Raw genomic sequence first — 15,913 nt, 5'->3', positions numbered from 1 at the left:
GCACTCCCCGGTAGTGCCGACCTTGGTCGGCACTACGCCCGGCGCTACACCAGCAGTTCGCCTGCCCCGCCATCGAGCAGCAGCTGCGCCACGGTCCTGCCCAGCGCCTCGGGATCCGTGCCGGGGCCCACGGCTTCGGCACGCACCGCACCGCCATCGGCCACGCCGCCAACCAGTCCCTGCAGGTGCAGGTCCTCGCCCTGCCACTGCGCGATCGCCGCCACCGGTACATGGCAGCTGCCATGCAACGTGCGATTCATCGCCCGCTCGGCCTCCACGCAGCTGCGGGTGCGCGCGTCGTCCAGCGCGGCGAACAAGCGCAGCAGCTCGGCATTGCCGCCATCGCATTCCACCGCCACCGCCCCCTGCGCCGGTGCCGGCAGCCAGTGCGGCGGCTGCAGGCGTGCCACGATGCGCTGCCCCAGTCCCAGCCGCTCCAGTCCCGCCACGGCCAGCACGATGGCGTCGTAGCCGCCGTTGTCCAGCTTGGCCAGGCGGGTATTGACGTTGCCACGCAGGTCCAGCAGTTCCAGGTCCGGGCGCAGCGCGCGCAACTGGGCCTGGCGGCGCAGCGAGGAGGTCCCCACGCGCGCGCCCAGCGGCAGTGCATCCAGTGAGGCGTACAGATTGGAAACGAAGCCGTCGGCCGGGTCATGCCGCGGCAGGATCGCCGGCAGCACGAACGGCGCGTCGAGTTCCATCGGCACATCCTTCAGCGAATGCACCGCGCAGTCCGCTTCGCCGCGCAGCATCGCCAGCTCCAGCTCTTTCAGGAACAGGCCCTTGCCGCCGATGGCGGCCAGCGAGCGGTCCAGCACTTCGTCGCCGCGGGTGCTCATCGGTATCAGTTCGACATGCAGGCCGGGGTGGGCGTGGCGAAGCCGGTCAGCGACGTATTCGCTCTGCCAGAGGGCGAGCGGGCTCTTGCGGGTGGCGATGCGCAGGGTATCCATGCGGTCATTATCGCGCATCGGGATGGGGGGCGAACGGGTGGAACCCCCTCGTGGCGGGCTGCTGCGAAAAGCAGGCTGCGTGCTTGGCGCCGGGTGGTGGGGCCGGTCGGGGGACGGCAAAAACTACCCCTCCGGGGTCCGGCCCAGCCGCTGGGCGGCTGTGCGTTCGGGCGCTTGCGAAGCCGTGCTTCGCAAGCAAAGCGCCCTCACCCATGCGGGCCTCGTTTCGCGCCATCCATGGCGCTCAACGCCCCCGCCCAGCCCCACCGCCCGGCGCCCTGACAGGTTCCGGGGCCGCCCGCCACGTAATGAAAGAAGGAAAAGCGGTAGCGCCGACCCATGGTCGGCGAGCGCAGCGGGCCTTTGGCGGGAACATTCCGCCGACCATGGGTCGGCGCTACCAGAGCCGCATGTCCAAGGCCGCCATGGACCTGTCGAAGGTGGGGCGGGGTGGCTGTGCAGGACCGTCTTTTCGCATGGATGCGAAAAGCGAGCCTACATGGACGTGCTTGCGGCGTGTCCTGCACAGCCACCCCGCCCCGCCAACACACAGCCCTGCAGCTTTTGCCGTTGATAGTGATGTCGACGTTCTTACAGGTGACGCAGATCCTGCCGCAGGGTCGCCACGCAGCGGCGACTTACCTCCAACGGCTGCTTGCCATGCCGCAGTACCGCCTGCACCTGCCCGGCCGTGCCGCGGCGCAGTTCGATCAGCTCGTGGCGGGCCACCAGGCAATTGCGGTGGATGCGCACGAAACGGGCAGCGAACTCTTCTTCCAGCGACTTCAGCGATTCCTCTATCAGGTCTTCGCCACGTGCATGGTGCACCACCACGTACTTTTCCTCGGCCTGGAGGTAGTGGATGTCCTCCACCGGAATCAGACGCAGGCCGCCGCGCAGGCGCGCGCACAACACCGTGCGCGCACGGCCATCGCCATTGCCCTGCGAGTCACCGCGCCCGGCCAGGAAAACACGCGCCCGCTCGATCGCCGCCGCCAGCCGTTCCGGCCGCACCGGCTTCATCAGGTAATCGATCGCCGCCGCTTCAAAGGCCGACAACGCATGTGCATCGTAGGCGGTGCAGAACACCACCGCCGGGCGCGGTTCGAAGGTCGCAAGATGCCGCGCGGTCTCCAGCCCATCCAGCCCGGGCATGGCGATATCCAGCAGTACCAGGTCCGGCTGCAGCTCCGCACAGGCGTGCAGCGCCTGCTCGCCATTGGCCGCTTCGGCCACTACGGAGACATCGGGAAGATCGGCCAGCAGCGACTGCAGGCGCTCGCGCGCCAGCGGTTCGTCATCTGCGATCACTACCCTCACGGCGCTCCCCTCATCGAACCGGTATGGCGATGCGGCATTCATAGTAGCCCCCGCTCCAGCCTGCCGTCATCCGCGCGGCCGGACCGAAGCGCCATGCCAGCCGGTGGGCGATGTTGTGCAGGGCATGCCCGGTACCGCGTGACAGCGACAAGGCCGGTGCGCTGGGGTCCGGTGCCGGATTGCGGATCAGGATCTGCAGCACGGCGTCCACGCAGGCCAGTTCCAGTTCGATCAGGCCGCCTTCGGGCAGTCGCGATATGCCGTGCAGTACCGCGTTTTCGACCAGCGGCTGCAGCACCAGCCGCGGCATCGGCTGCTGCCAGGGCAGTTCGGCAGGTCGCTGCCAGCGTACCTGCAGACGTTCGCCCAACCGCAGCGATTCAATGGACAGGTACCGCTCGGCCAGCTCGCATTCTTCGTGCAACGTCGAATCGCCCTCGCCCGCACCCAATGCGGCGCGGAACAGGTCGGACAGGTCGAGCACCGCGCGTTCGGCCACCACCGCATCGCGCCGTACCAGGCTGGCGATGAGGTTCATGCTGTTGAACAGGAAATGCGGGCGGATGCGTGCCTGCAGGGCATCGGCCTCGGCACGGGCCTGTGCCTGCACCTGCGCCGCCCAGCGGTCACTGACATAGAAGTAGCGCAGCGCCACCGCACTGATCAGTGCGGTGGTGGCCGCACTGCCCAGGGTGAAGCGCCAGAAGCCGATGCCGTTGGCGAAGTCATCGCCGAGTGCCGCATACAGGGCATGGATGATGCCCGCGCCGATCACCGCGATCACCGCCGTCAGCGCGATGGCCGCCACCGATCCCGGTAGCGCAGGCAGGCTCGAAAGCAGCTTGCGCAGCCCACACAGCGCCACGGTAACTGCCAGCGCCAGCCACAGCGCAAAACCACTGGCCGACAGCAACCGGCCCAGACTCCAGTGGCGTCCGTCGTCAGGCGCCAGCGCCAGCACCACCACCACCAGCAACGCCAGGCCGCACATCGCGGCAAGCCGCGGCAGGCGGCACAGCTCGGGCATCCAGGGCGTGGCGGCAGGCGTGCTCATGCGTCAGCCAGCCTGCAGGCGGGTCTGCAGCCAGTCAGCGAGTGCGTTGATCTCTTCGCCACACACCTGGTGGGCCATCGGATAGGACTGCCACTGCACCTCCACGCCCAGCGTGCGCAGCGTGGCGGCGGTGTGTTCGGCCACCTGCAGGGGAATCACCGGATCCTGCGTGCCGTGCGCCATGAACACCGGCACCTGCACGGCGCCATCGATGCGCGCGGCGGTCTCGGCTTCGGGCAGGTAGGTGGACAGGGCGATCAGCCCGGCCAGCGGTGCGGTACGTTGCAGGGCAGCGGTCAGGATCACCGCCCCGCCCTGCGAGAAGCCCGCCAGGAAGATGCGCTCGGCCGGAATGCCACGGTCGATCTCGCGCTGGATCAGCGCATCCAGTTCAACCACCGAGGCACGCACACCGTCCATGTCCGCACGCGAACGGAAGTCCATGCCGACGATGTCGTACCAGCCGCGCATCGGCACGCCGTTGTTGATGGTGATCGGACGCACCGGCGCATGCGGGAACACAAAGCGCAGCGCCGGCCAGCCAGGACGCACCAGCTCGGGCACGATCGGGGCGAAGTCGTTGCCGTCCGCACCCAGCCCATGCAGCCAGATGACTGCCCATTGCGGCGATGCGCCGGTTTCCTGTTCCACCGTCTGCAGCATGTTGCGGCTCCTCTGTATCGAAGCCGCATTATGCGCGACTCAGTACAGCGGCGGCTTTGACAGCGCTTCGCGGCGCAGCTGCGCGGCACGCACCAGCACCTGCGGCGGATCGCGTTCTTCGGGGATGTCCATCAGCTTCAACCGGCGCAGCCAGCTGCCCGGGCCGCGTGAGGACGTCAGCGCCACCACCGGGATGGACAGCATCATGCCGATCACCACTGGGGCCATCCAGGCCGCCAGCGCCGGCGAAACCGCCCAGGCCAGCACGCCCATGAAGGCGCCGAACAGGCTCAGCCCGCCGTAGGCCTTGACCAGTGCGAACCAGTCCACGCGGCCATCGTCACGCTGCTGGGCATCCCAGCCCGAATCCTTGCCCGCCAGCACTTCAGCCACGCCACGCGACTGCACGTACATCACCACCGGGGCCATCAGCGCGGCCAGCACGGTTTCCAGCAGCATGGCGATGAACATCCGCACCGCCCCGCCACAGCCGCGACGGCAGGCCGGTTCCAGCAGGGTGGCCAGGTAGCCGAGGATCTTCGGCATCAGCAGCACGCCCATGGTCACCGCGAACAGCCGCACCACGTGGGTTTCGTCCTGGGTGCGCCAGTAGACACTGGGCGAAAGATGCAGCACGCCGTTGAGGTCGATACCCTCCTGGAACAGCGGGATGGCGATGCCGATCAGCATCAGCATCGCCCACATCGGGGCGGTGAAATAATGGCCGATGCCGATCAGCATGTGCACCCGGCTGATCCAGTGCAGGCCGCGGCTGCCGACGATCTTGCCGTGCTGCAGGTTGCCCTGGCACCAGCGGCGGTCGCGCACCATCATGTCGGTCAGCGTCGGCGGGCCTTCTTCGTAGCTGCCTTTCAGGTAGGGCACCATGTGCGCGGCCCAGCCACCGCGACGCATCAGCGCTGCTTCCACGAAGTCGTGGCTGAGCACGTGGCCACCGAAGGGCTCATGCCCGGGCAGCGCGGGCAGGCCGGCGTTCTCGGCGAAGGCCACGGTGCGGATGATCGCGTTGTGGCCCCAGTAATTGCTTTCCGCGCCGTGCCACCACGCCACGCCGCGGGCGATCACCGGGCCGTACACGCGGCCGCCGAACTGCTGCATGCGCGAGAACAGCGTGCGGCCACCGACCACCACCGGCAGGGTCTGGATGATGCCCACGTCCGGGTTGTGTTCCATGCCGGCGGCGAGGCGGACGATGGTGTCCCCGGTCATCAGGCTGTCGGCGTCCAGGATCAGCATCTGCGGATAGTCGCCACCGAAACGGCGCACCCAGTCGGCGATGTTGCCGGCCTTGCGCCCGCCGTTGTCGGCGCGGCGGCGATAGAACAGATGGTCGTGCGCATCCAGGGTTTCGCGCAGTTCGGCGAATACCTGCTCTTCGGCATGCGAAATGTCTTCGCGGCGCGTATCGCTGAGCACGTAGAAATCGAAGTTGGCCAGTTGGCCGGTGGCCGCCACCGATTCGTAGATCGCCTGCAGGCCGGCCAGCAGCCGCCGCGGGTCTTCGTTGTAGGTGGGCATCAGCAACGCGGTACGCGTATGCAGCTGCGGCAGCGGCTCGTCCGGGTCGATGCCCAGCCGGTAGCCACGATCGAACACCGCGGTCAGGAAGCCGGCCACGGCACTGGCGAAGGCCAGCGCGATCCAGCCGAACAGGCCGACGAACAGCACCAGCAGGCAGGCCTCCAGCACGCTGACCCCGTTCGGCGACAGCACCCGCCACATCATCACGGTGGCCGCAGCGGTCATCAGCGCGGTGCCACCGAACAGGTAGGCCCGGCGCAGCCCGATCAGGCGCGGCGAGGTACGGTGGCGGCGGATCTTCAGCTCGCCCCGGTGCAGTTCCTGTTCGGGCATGGGCAGCGGCGAGCCGCCATCGGGCAGCATCGCCAGGCCTGCATCAAGCCGGACGCGGGGGGGGGTCTCAGTCATCCAGGTTACCTCGCGTCAACGCGCAGGCCTGCCGTGCTGCCTGCGCAACACGATCCATCCCACGCTTCCCCGTTCCGCACATCGCGCTTCAGGGCCCGCAACCGATCTCTCTCATTACAGGAGCCCACGAATCGCTCACCCGGTAGATTCAAAAAAATTGCGCCTCAGTCTAGGTCGCTGCGTGTAAGCCGAGCGCGAAGGGGTCTCGCTGGGGTTTTCCCCCATTCAGGATAAACCGCGGCACGCGCTGACGCACTCCCCCTGAAGATGGATGATAATGATAACAGTTACCATTTGAGAGGGTGGGGCAGGCCGTGCCGTAGCGCCCACGGCATGACGACTTGATCGGGGGTGACGACCGTTGGCCGTCATCGCCTCCATCACGCGCGGGTCAGCGCGACAGTACGGCCTGGCGTTCGGCGATATCGGCGTCGGCCGCGCGCCGGGCGCGCTCCATCGCCGCCGCGATCTGCTGGCGGGCGAGCAGGTGTTGCGCCTGCTGTACTTCCGGGGTCGGCAGCAGCACCGGACCGGGGGTGGTTTCCACTGAAGCGGACTTGCTCATGCATCCTCCAAGGACAATCCGGCGGACCCGGGCAGCGGGGCGCAGGGCCGACGGATTGCGCACCCTACCCTAAAACCGTGACTGTTGCGTGTAGGGTGCAACCCCGCCCGGTAGTGACGGCCGTGCTGTGTCCGGTAGTGACGGCCGCTGGCCGTCAGCAAGGCGGTTGACGGCCAGCGGCCGTCACTACCGGAAGTCGCGCGATGGTGCGTTCAGGCCGGCCAGCAGGTGGCTGTAGTCGTGCAGGTCGCCAGCGATCAGGTGGCGGACCCCGTCCACGCACTCCCAGCGCCCGCGCACTCCCAGCAGCCGCGACCCCAGCAGCGCCTTGCGCCGACGCAGCGCCAGGTGCGACCAGACCACCACGTTGACCATGCCGTGCTCGTCTTCCAGGGTGACGAACACCGTGCCGTTGGCCGTGCCGGGCTTCTGCCGCTGGGTCACCAGCCCGATGGTGTGCACGCCGCGCCCATGCGCGGTGGCGCGCAGCTGGCGCGAATCCAGCGCGCGCTCCTGCTGCAGCCGCGTGCGCAACAGCGCCAATGGATGCTCACCCAGGGTCAGCCCGCTGGCACGGTAGTCGGACAGCATTTCCTCGGCCACGTTGGGCGCCGGCAGCATGATGTCCTGCTCGTCCGGACTGCCGTCCAGCAACGGCATCGCGCGTTCGATGCCGGCCACCGCCCAGCGCGCGGCATTGCGGTTGCCGGCCAGCGCGGCCAGTGCCCCACCATCAGCCAGCACCTGGCGGGCCTTTGCATCCAGCCGCGCACGGCGGCACAGGTCGGCCACATCGGCGAAGGGAGCCTGCGCACGGGCCGCCATCACCGCCCGTGCGGCCGCTTCGCTGCAGCCGGCCAGCTGCCGCAGCCCCAGCCGTATCGCCGGCTGGTTGCGGGTATCGCCGCCTTCCAGCGTGTTGTCCCAATCACTGATGCATACATCCACCGGCAGCACGGCCACGCCGCCCCGCTCGGCGCTGCCACGGCGCGCGTCCTGCACGATCTGGCTGGCCGAATAGAAGCCCATCGGCTGCGCATTGAGCAGCGCGCAGGCAAACGCGGCCGGCTCATGCCGCTTCAGGAAACAGCTGATGTACACCAGCTTGGCGAACGAAGCGGCATGGCTCTGCGGGAAACCATAGGCACCAAAGCCCTTGATCTGTTCGAAGATCTGATCGATGAACTCCGAGCTGTAGTTCTTTTTCTCCATCAATCCGCGGATGCGCTCGCGATGCGGGTTCATGTCACCCCCGCTGCGCCAAGCCGCCATCGAGCGGCGTAGATGGTCGGCCTCGTGCGGCTCGTAACCGGCATGGATCACCAGCTCCATCACCTGCTCCTGGAACAATGGAATGCCCAGGGTACTTCCGAGGATGTCCTGGATGCCCTCGGACGGGTACGTCACCGCTTCATGGCCCTGGCGGCGGCGCAGGAACGGATGCACCATGCCGCCCTGGATCGGCCCGGGCCGCACGATCGCCACCTGGATCACAAGATCGTAGAACGTTCTCGGCTTCAGGCGCGGCAGCATGCTCATCTGCGCACGCGATTCAATCTGGAACACGCCGACGGTGTCGGCCGCCCGGATCATGGCGAAGGTGGGTGGATCATCGATCGGCAGGCGGGCCAGGTCGATGCGATGGCCGCGGTGCTTTTCGACCAGCGCCACCGCCTTGCGGATGCAGGTCAGCATGCCCAGCGCCAGGCAATCGACCTTGAGCATCTTCATGGTTTCCAGATCGTCCTTGTCCCACTGGATGATGGTGCGGTCGGCCATCGCGGCATTCTCCACCGGCACCAACGTGCTCAACGGTGCATCGTTGATCACGAAGCCGCCCACGTGCTGGGACAGATGCCGCGGATGGTCGCGCAACTGCTCGGTCACCGCCATCACCTGCTGCAGCAGCGGATTTTCCGCATCGAAACCGGCCTCGGCCAGTCGCTGCTGCATCGGGGTTTCGCCGTTTCCCCAACCGAAGCATTCGGCCAGCAGCGCCACCTGGTCCGACGGCAGCCCGAACGCCTTGGCCACGTCGCGCACTGCACTTTTCCCCCGGTAACGGATCACCGTGGCGGCCAGCGCCGCGCGTTCGCGCCCGTATTTTCCATACACGTACTGCAGCACTTCCTCGCGCCGCTCGTGTTCGAAGTCCACGTCGATGTCCGGCGGCTCGTCGCGTTCCTTGGACAGGAAGCGCGCCATCAACAAGCGGCTTTCGGCCGGGTTGACCACGGTGATGCCCAATGCGAAGCACACCGCCGAGTTCGCCGATGACCCCCGTCCCTGGCACAGGATGTCGCGCGAACGCGCGAAGCGCACGATGTCTTCCACGGTAAGGAAGAAGGCTTCGTACTTCATGTCGGCGATCAGCGCCAGCTCACTGTCGATCTGCATGGCCACCGCGTCCGGCACGCCTTCCGGCCAGCGCTCGCGCATGCCGCGCAGGGTCAGCTCGCGCAGCCAGCTGCTGGGCGTATGTCCATCGGGCACCAGCTCGGCCGGATACTGGTAGCGCACCTCGTCAAGCCGGAACCGGCAGCGTCGGGCAAGCACCACGGCGGTGTGCAGCAGCGCATGCGGATGGATGTTGCCCAGTGCACGCCGGGTGCGCAGGTGATGTTCGCCATTGCGGAACAGGAACGCCCCGCATTCTGCCAGCGGCAGCCCATGGCGGATCGCGGTCATGGTGTCCTGCAGGACGCGGCGGCGGCGCACGTCCATGTGTACATCGCCGCAGGCCAGTGCCTCGATGCCCAGCTGCGTGGCCAGCGCCAGCAGCTGGGCCAGGCGTGCGGCATCGTCGCGTTCGCGTTGCAGGTGCACGGCCAGCCAGGTCCGCTGCACGAATACCTGCTGCATCCAGACTGCCTGCCCGGCATCAGGCTGTGCACCCGGCACCCACAGCGCAAACAGGCCGAGCCCTTCACCGGACGCATCGCCCAGCACCCGTTCCACGTCCTGCCGGGCCAGCCGGTAACTGCCCTTGCCTGCCGCACGCCGCCCGGTGGTGATCAGTTCGCACAGGCGCACGTAGCCGCTTTGGTTCTCCACCAGCAGCACCAGCTTCAGCCCGCACTCCAGCACGAACTCGCTGCCGACGATCAGCGGCACGCCGGTGGCCCGCGAGGCTTCCAGCCCGCGCACGATCCCGGCCAGCGAGCACTCATCGGTGATCGCCAGGGCTTCGTAGCCGCACTGGTGCGCACGCGTGAACAGTTCTTCGGCACTGGCCGCGCCGCGCAGGAACGAGAAATCAGACAGGCAGTGCAACTCGGCATACGCCGGCAGCATGTCTTCATGCTGTACATCGTCGTTGGCCGCGGCCAGTCGCTCGCGGGTTTCCCACGCACGCGGCATGCGCTTGCACGGGGCATCGTCACGTTCTTCGATACGGCTCATGCGAACCAGCCGTGCAGCATCCAGTCGCCCTGCTGGCCCGGCAGGGCGAAGGCCCAGGCCTGCTGGCCCTGCGAAGTCTCCAGCACGTAATAGTCACGCCGCGCTTCCTGGCCATCCCACCAGCCGCTTTCCAGCCGCTCCGGACCGGACACGATGCGCGCGCGCGGATCGCGCAGCGGCACCGGCGTGGGCAGCAGCCAACACGGACGCGGTGGACGCAGCGGGGCTTCGGCAATGGCCATGCCATCGCCTTCCACGCGCTGCCACGCACGCTCCGGGCGCGGGTCACCGGCCGGCCCCACGCGATAGACCGAGCCATCACCGAGCCGCGCACGCAGGCGTTCGCGCAGCTGCGGCCATGGCAGCTGCTGCTGGTTGCGGGTATCGAACAGATCGCGGCTGGCCGGCACGAAGGTCGGCAGTTCACGTGCCAGCAGGCGCACGGCGACCACCGGCTGGTCGATGCTGGCGCGCTCCAACCGGTTGCGGGTGAGCTCGAACAGCAGCGTGGCATCGCGTTCGGCGGCCAGCAGGCCCACCTCCACGTCGGTATGGCCTTCTTCGTGTTCCAACCGCAGCACGAAGCGCTGCACGCCGCCATCGCGGATCGACAGGCAGGTACACAGATCGCCGATCAGGCGGCGCAACGGGAACAGCAGGGCCATGTGGTTTTCCACCTCATAGCCCAGCTCCACCCGCGAATCGAAATGGTCCGGCGGCGCATACCAGGCCAACGGCTCATCGGCCTGGCCGTACAGCCGGTCCAGGTGTTCCAGCAGCGGCAATCCGAAGCGCCGGCGCAGGCCATCGCGCGGCAGCGCACGCAGCGCCTGCAGGGTGTCGATGCCCATCTGCTTCAGGCGCGTGCCGCCGTCATCGGGCAACCGCGCACGGCGCACCGGAACGCGGTCCAGCAGGGCCCGCATCGCCGCGATGTCCTGCACCGAAAAACCATCGCGAATGCCGGCCAGCACCATCGCCGCACGCGGCGTCGGCGCCAACGCGATGCGGTGCTGGAAGCCCAGTGCCTGCAGTTCCTCGCGCAGGCGTGCCTGCAGCACCGGCCACGGGCCCAGCAGCTGGAAGCTGGCGCGCACTTCCAGCACGATGCAGCCCGGCCACTGCGCGCTCACCAGCGAGCTGTGCCGATATGCCCAGGCAGCCAGGAAGCGCTGCCAGCGCGCATCGGACTGCGGATCGTGTTCCACCATCTGGAAATCCGGCAGCAGCGCCAGCGCAGCCGTCAGCCGCATGCCGGCCTGCAGCCCCGCCTGCGCGGCGGCGGCATTCACCGCATGCAGGGTGCGCAGCTGCACCGCCCCGCCGACCAACGCCAGCGGCGTATCCGGATCAGGGTGGCGGCGAAGGACGGCATCCAGCGCCAGCTGCGGCAGCAGTACACAGGCCCAGAGCATCGGCGTACCTCACCCTGCCCTCAACGCGAATGCCTGCGACGGCGCAGGGCCGCCACGGCACTTGCGCACCTGCCACTGGGTGGCCTGGCCGTCACGCACCGCCTCCAGGCGCAGCGCGGCCGGCGATGGATTGGCCGCATGCTTGCGGTCACGCAGGGCAAAGCCGAGGCACTGGCCGGTATCTGCGGCCACCTGCAGCCGGCGCAGCGCCTGGGCATCGGCCTGTTTCGGCCAGCCCAGCACTGCCGCGCAGGCGCCACTGCGCAGGCACTGTTCGAACGCCCACAGCGCATCGCGCGGGGCCGCGTCGATCAACTGCAGATGCTGCAGCGACACCCCGGCCGCCTGCCACGCCGGTGCATACGGCAGGTAGGGCGGGGCGATCACCGCCACCGCCGCGCCAGCCTGGCTGAGCCGCGCCAGCGTGGGCAGCAGCAGCTGCAGTTCGCCCACGCCATCGGCGGGCAGCAGCAGCTCGGTCAGCGCGCGACGCGGCCAGCCGCGCTGCGGCAGCAATCCATCCAGTGCCGGATGCCCGGTGGACTGGCCTTCCACACCCTCCTTCGCACTGCCCCGCCCCGCATGCCAGAGGGTCTGGGCGGACAGCAGCTGCTGCAGTTCGGGCGCGGTGTTCATCTCAGCCCTGCCGGACCAGACCGCAGTAAACGCCTTCTACTGCGAAGTCCTGGCCGGCCTCGACCACGATCGGCGCATGCGCCGGATTGCGCGGCAGCAGGCGCACGCCATCGGCGGTCTGCTGCAGGCGTTTGATGGTGAGCTCGCCATCGATGCGCGCCACCACGGTCTGGCCGTCGCGGGCGCTGGGGGTACGGTGCACGCCGACCAGGTCACCATCGAGGATGCCGTCGTCGATCATCGAATCGCCCTGCACTTTCAGCAGGTAATCCGGGCGCGGGGAGAACATCCGCCGGTCCAGCCACAGTTGCTGGTCCAGGCCGATATCCGCGCCGATCGGCTGGCCGGCCGCCACCCGGCCCAGCACTGCCAGCGGCAGCAGCTCGGTCGGGCCACCGGGCAGGGCCAGCCCGCGCTTGCGGCCCGGCGCCTGGTCCAGCAGGCCGGCTTCGACCAGCGCCTGCACATGCTTCTGCGCGGCATTGCGCGAAGCGAAACCGAAGGCGGCGGCGATGTCGGCCAGGCTGGGCGACTGGCCCGAAGCCAGTGACTGGCGCAGCCAGGCCAGCACGGCCGCACGTTGGGGAGGGAGGTCGATGGGATCCATGGTGTACATTTGTACACCCCCGCTTTCAGAAAAGCGACCTCGGCCATGTTCAGCGAGAACGGCTTTTTACCGCCTCACCCACAGCGCCAATGCACTGGTCGCGCAGGCCAGCAGCACCACCGCATGCCAGCCCCCCTGGGCCAGCGCCATGGCGCCCAAGCCACCGCCTGCGGCCATGCCCACGAACACGCCGGTGAACAGCAGGGCATTCAGGCGGCTGCGCGCCTGCGGCTGCAGACCGTAGACCAGCGTCTGGTGTGACACCAGTGCGGCCTGGAAACCGAAGTCGAAGATCACCGCACTCACCGCCAGCAGCACCAGCTGCAGCGACACCGGGAACAGGCCATCCAGCAGCAGGCTGGCAAAGCCCAGCAGGGCGATGCCAATGGCCAGCCGGGCCACCCGCTGGGTACCGATGCGGTCGGAAAAACGGCCGGCCAGCGGCGCGGCCAGTGCACCGGCCGCGCCGGCGATTCCGAATGCCCCGGCGCCCGCACTGCCGATGCCGAAGCGGGCATGCAGCATCAACGCCAGCGTCGACCAGAACGCACTGAAGCCCATTGCCAGCAGTGCCTGGGCCAGTACCGCACGGCGCAGCGGCGGCAACTGCATCCACAACCCGCCCATTGAACGCAGCAGCGCGCCATAACCCAGCGTGGTGGTGGGCGCAAAGCGCGGCAGCGTGGCACGCAGCAGCAGCCCCATCAGCACCACCGACACTGCGGCGGCGATGAACATCGCGCGCCAGCCGAACTGTTCGGCCACCACGCCACTGACCACGCGTGACAGCAGGATGCCCAGCAGCAGGCCGGTCATGACCTTGCCAACCAGCGCACCGCGGTGTTCCGGCGGTGCCAGGGTGGCGGCGGCGGGCACCACGTCCTGCGCCACGGTGGCCATCAGGCCGACCAGCAGGCTGGCCAGCAGCACCCCGGGCAGCTGCCCAGCCAGGCCGGCGGCCAGCAGCGCTGCGCCCAGCAGCAATGATTTGACCAGGATGATGCGCCGGCGTTCGAAGCGGTCACCGAGCGGGGCCAGCAACGCAATGCCGGCCGCATAGCCGAGCTGGGTCAGGGTCGGCACCAGGCCGATGGACGCGTCGCTGGCACCCAGCGAAGCCCCCATCGCGCCCAGCATCGGCTGGGCGTAGTACAGCGAGGCCACGCTGAAGCCAGCGCCGGCGGCCATGACCGGAACCAACAGGCCGGGCAAGGCGGGCGGCGGTAGTGGCAGGGTTGCGTCATGCGCAGTAGACATGGGAGGAGCCTTGTTGGTGTGATGGCGCGCAGTTTCCTCCTGCCAGGGCGGCCGGTGTAGTAGGCTCGGCCGCATCAGCCCCATACGTACTGCGCATGAGCCATTCTTCCGCCCCCGCCAATGCAGACCGCATCGACCTGCTGCGCACCTTCGTGCGCATCGTGGATGCCGGCAGCCTGTCCGCCGCAGCCGTACAACTGGGCACCACCCAGCCGACCATCAGCCGCCGCCTGCAGGCATTGGAAAAGCATTTCGGCCTGCGCCTGCTGCAGCGCTCCACCCATGGCATGCAGCTCACCCACGATGGCGAACGCTGCCTGCAGCATGCGCGTGAGCTGCTGGAAAGCTGGGAAGGCATCGAACAGGACCTGCGCGGTGCCGCCCAGCAGCCCAGTGGACGCCTGCGCGTGCTGGTGCCGCATGCGTTCGGGCAAGGCCAGCTGATGGCGCCGATGCTGGCCTTCCTGCGCCGCTACCCGCAGATCAGCCTGGAATGGCGCCTGCACGATGGCCTGTCCGACCTGGTCGCCGAAGGCATCGACTGCGCCATCCGCGTAGGCCCGCTGGAACAGCAGGACGTGGTGGCCGTGCAGGTAGCCGAGGTGCCCCGGATCGTGGTGTGCGCCGCGTCGATCGCGCCCGATCCGCTGCCCACCACGCCCGCCGCGCTGGCAACGCTGCCGTGGGTGTCCCTGACCAATTTCTATCGTGAAAGCGTACAGCTGCAGCGCTGTCAGGGCGCCGGAATCGGCAAGGGCCAGGAGCGCATCGCGATCCAGCCCCGCCTGCTCACCGACAACCTGTTCGTGCTGCACCAGGCGGTCTGCAATGAACTCGGCGTGGGCATCGGATCGGCCTGGATGATGACCGAAGAGCTGCGCAGCGGGCGGCTGGTGCAACTGCTGCCCGGTTGGGAAGCCGCGCCGTTGCCGGTACACCTGGTGTTCCCGGCCGGACGCCACCGGCCCGCACGCCTGCAGCTGTTCCTGGATGCGATACGCGAAAGCATCCCGGGCATTGAAGGGATGCGGGTGCGCCAGGAAGCCCGGTGAACTGACCCCTGACTACCCGGCCGCGCGGATCAGGGCCCCGGGGGCTTGCGCTCCTCATTGCCTCCAAAATTCATGCGCAGCTGCACCTTGGGCGAGGCGCTGCGGTGCTCAAGTACTTCCAGCACCTCGTAATCGGCTTTCAATCCGTCTGTGGTCAGGCGCTGGATGCGCTTGATGCGGGCCTTGATGATGTCGTCCTTGGCAAACTGTTCCTGATTCAGGTGCACTCGGCTCAAAAATTCCTCATCAAGCACCACGGCAAAGTAGGTGTTGCCACCGCCCTCGGTGAAGCGCCATTTGTTGCCATCCTGGAAGGCCAGGGTGAGCACCTGCAACGTGGTGACGTATTCATCGGTCTGCAGGGTTTCTTCTTCCGGGTTGGGCGCTTTGAAGTACGCCGCCTGCGTGCGATCAATTGAAATCAATACCTGCTGGGCCTTCTGATCGACCACGGCAACCGTGTCGATTCCCTCCTTGCTCAGCGGGTCGGCGATGACACCTTCGAGGGCGCGACGGATACGATAATCCTGCAGCAACTGAAGGACACGCTCCTCTACGTCCAGATGCTCCTCATCAACATACAGACGCACCACGCCATCGCTGATTGGCTCGATGCGCTTTACCCCGCGGCCGCGCAACCAGACAATCGCCTGCACCATGCCGATACAGGTGGTCTTTCCGATCCCAAGCAGGCCGACGATGCTCAATATGCCCGTCACCGGATTGCTGTTGGCGAAATCCAGTGCTCGCTGCCACAGCGACTGGGCCAACTCCAGATCAATTCCGAACGAGCCAGACTTGAACGACGCATGCACGTTGACGGAAACCTTGGCATGGCTGCCGTTGAAGAGCTCGTTGGCGCGCTCGACCAGGTCCCCCATGGCCAGAAGCGCAGGAGCGAGCGCACGCACGTCCATCTGGTGCTGAACGAGAGCAGGGCCGTCATATACAAGGTGGAAGCGGGCGTGCTGGGCCATATCTGTCACGTGACTGTTGCTCCGTCGCAGCGTGGTACCTGCGGCGCGAAGTGTAGCAACCC

At 67.8% G+C, this 15,913-nt stretch carries 13 protein-coding genes; 1 reads left to right on the top strand and 12 read right to left on the bottom strand.

The annotated features are described in order from the left end of the window. Positions 1-44 precede the first annotated feature (44 nt). The 11 genes from hemC to SOM47_RS03115 all read right to left on the bottom strand — a co-directional run bounded on the left by hemC (position 45) and on the right by SOM47_RS03115 (position 13,753). Positions 45-953: a hydroxymethylbilane synthase gene (gene hemC / locus SOM47_RS03165; protein ID WP_320504740.1), complete on the bottom strand. Its 909-nt coding sequence runs from the start codon at positions 951-953 to the stop codon at positions 45-47. A gap of 591 nt (positions 954-1,544) precedes the next feature. Beyond that, a complete protein-coding gene (locus tag SOM47_RS03160) occupies positions 1,545-2,315 on the bottom strand; it encodes a response regulator (protein ID WP_200888426.1) in 771 nt (256 codons plus the stop codon). Beyond that, positions 2,284-3,327, bottom strand: a complete 1,044-nt coding sequence (locus tag SOM47_RS03155) for a sensor histidine kinase (RefSeq protein WP_042614445.1) — start codon at positions 3,325-3,327, stop codon at positions 2,284-2,286. The genes SOM47_RS03160 and SOM47_RS03155 overlap by 32 nt, the downstream gene beginning before the upstream one ends. 3 nt (positions 3,328-3,330) lie before the next feature. Then, a complete protein-coding gene (locus SOM47_RS03150; RefSeq protein ID WP_042614446.1) occupies positions 3,331-3,990 on the bottom strand; it encodes an alpha/beta hydrolase in 660 nt (219 codons plus the stop codon). 39 nt (positions 3,991-4,029) lie between these two features. Next, on the bottom strand, positions 4,030-5,940 hold the full coding sequence (gene mdoH, locus SOM47_RS03145) for a glucans biosynthesis glucosyltransferase MdoH (RefSeq protein WP_320504739.1): 1,911 nt from the start codon (positions 5,938-5,940) through the stop codon (positions 4,030-4,032). A gap of 391 nt (positions 5,941-6,331) precedes the next feature. Beyond that, complete coding sequence (locus tag SOM47_RS03140; protein ID WP_320504738.1) at positions 6,332-6,505, bottom strand: hypothetical protein; 174 nt, start codon at positions 6,503-6,505, stop codon at positions 6,332-6,334. 186 nt (positions 6,506-6,691) lie between these two features. Next, positions 6,692-9,907 (bottom strand): error-prone DNA polymerase, encoded by a 3,216-nt coding sequence (locus tag SOM47_RS03135; protein ID WP_320504737.1) that lies wholly within the window; start codon positions 9,905-9,907, stop codon positions 6,692-6,694. After that, positions 9,904-11,322, bottom strand: coding sequence for a Y-family DNA polymerase (locus SOM47_RS03130; protein WP_320504736.1), 1,419 nt, complete (start codon positions 11,320-11,322; stop codon positions 9,904-9,906). Before SOM47_RS03130 ends, SOM47_RS03135 begins: the two co-directional genes overlap by 4 nt. A 9-nt stretch (positions 11,323-11,331) precedes the next feature. Then, positions 11,332-11,958: a translesion DNA synthesis-associated protein ImuA gene (gene imuA, locus SOM47_RS03125; protein WP_101101239.1), complete on the bottom strand. Its 627-nt coding sequence runs from the start codon at positions 11,956-11,958 to the stop codon at positions 11,332-11,334. Between the two features lies 1 nt (position 11,959). Next, on the bottom strand, positions 11,960-12,565 hold the full coding sequence (gene lexA, locus SOM47_RS03120; RefSeq protein WP_320504735.1) for a transcriptional repressor LexA: 606 nt from the start codon (positions 12,563-12,565) through the stop codon (positions 11,960-11,962). A 66-nt stretch (positions 12,566-12,631) separates the two neighbouring features. After that, positions 12,632-13,753, bottom strand: coding sequence for an MFS transporter (locus tag SOM47_RS03115; protein WP_414715767.1), 1,122 nt, complete (start codon positions 13,751-13,753; stop codon positions 12,632-12,634). A gap of 164 nt (positions 13,754-13,917) precedes the next feature. Between SOM47_RS03115 and SOM47_RS03110 the strand changes: the two genes are divergently transcribed. Continuing rightward, positions 13,918-14,874, top strand: a complete 957-nt coding sequence (locus SOM47_RS03110) for a LysR family transcriptional regulator (protein WP_320504733.1) — start codon at positions 13,918-13,920, stop codon at positions 14,872-14,874. Between the two features lie 29 nt (positions 14,875-14,903). Here the strand turns inward: SOM47_RS03110 and SOM47_RS03105 are convergent, their stop codons facing one another. Next, entirely contained in the window at positions 14,904-15,851 is a 948-nt protein-coding gene (locus SOM47_RS03105; protein ID WP_320504732.1) for an LAPAL motif-containing putative phage structural protein, read from the bottom strand. Positions 15,852-15,913 lie beyond the last annotated feature (62 nt).

The organism is Stenotrophomonas sp. CFBP8980, assembly GCF_034046095.1.
In the GTDB taxonomy this organism is placed as follows: Bacteria; Pseudomonadota; Gammaproteobacteria; order Xanthomonadales; family Xanthomonadaceae; genus Stenotrophomonas; species Stenotrophomonas lacuserhaii.
Note: the sequence above shows the minus strand (reverse complement) of the source record. Positions and strands in the feature narration are given on the sequence as shown.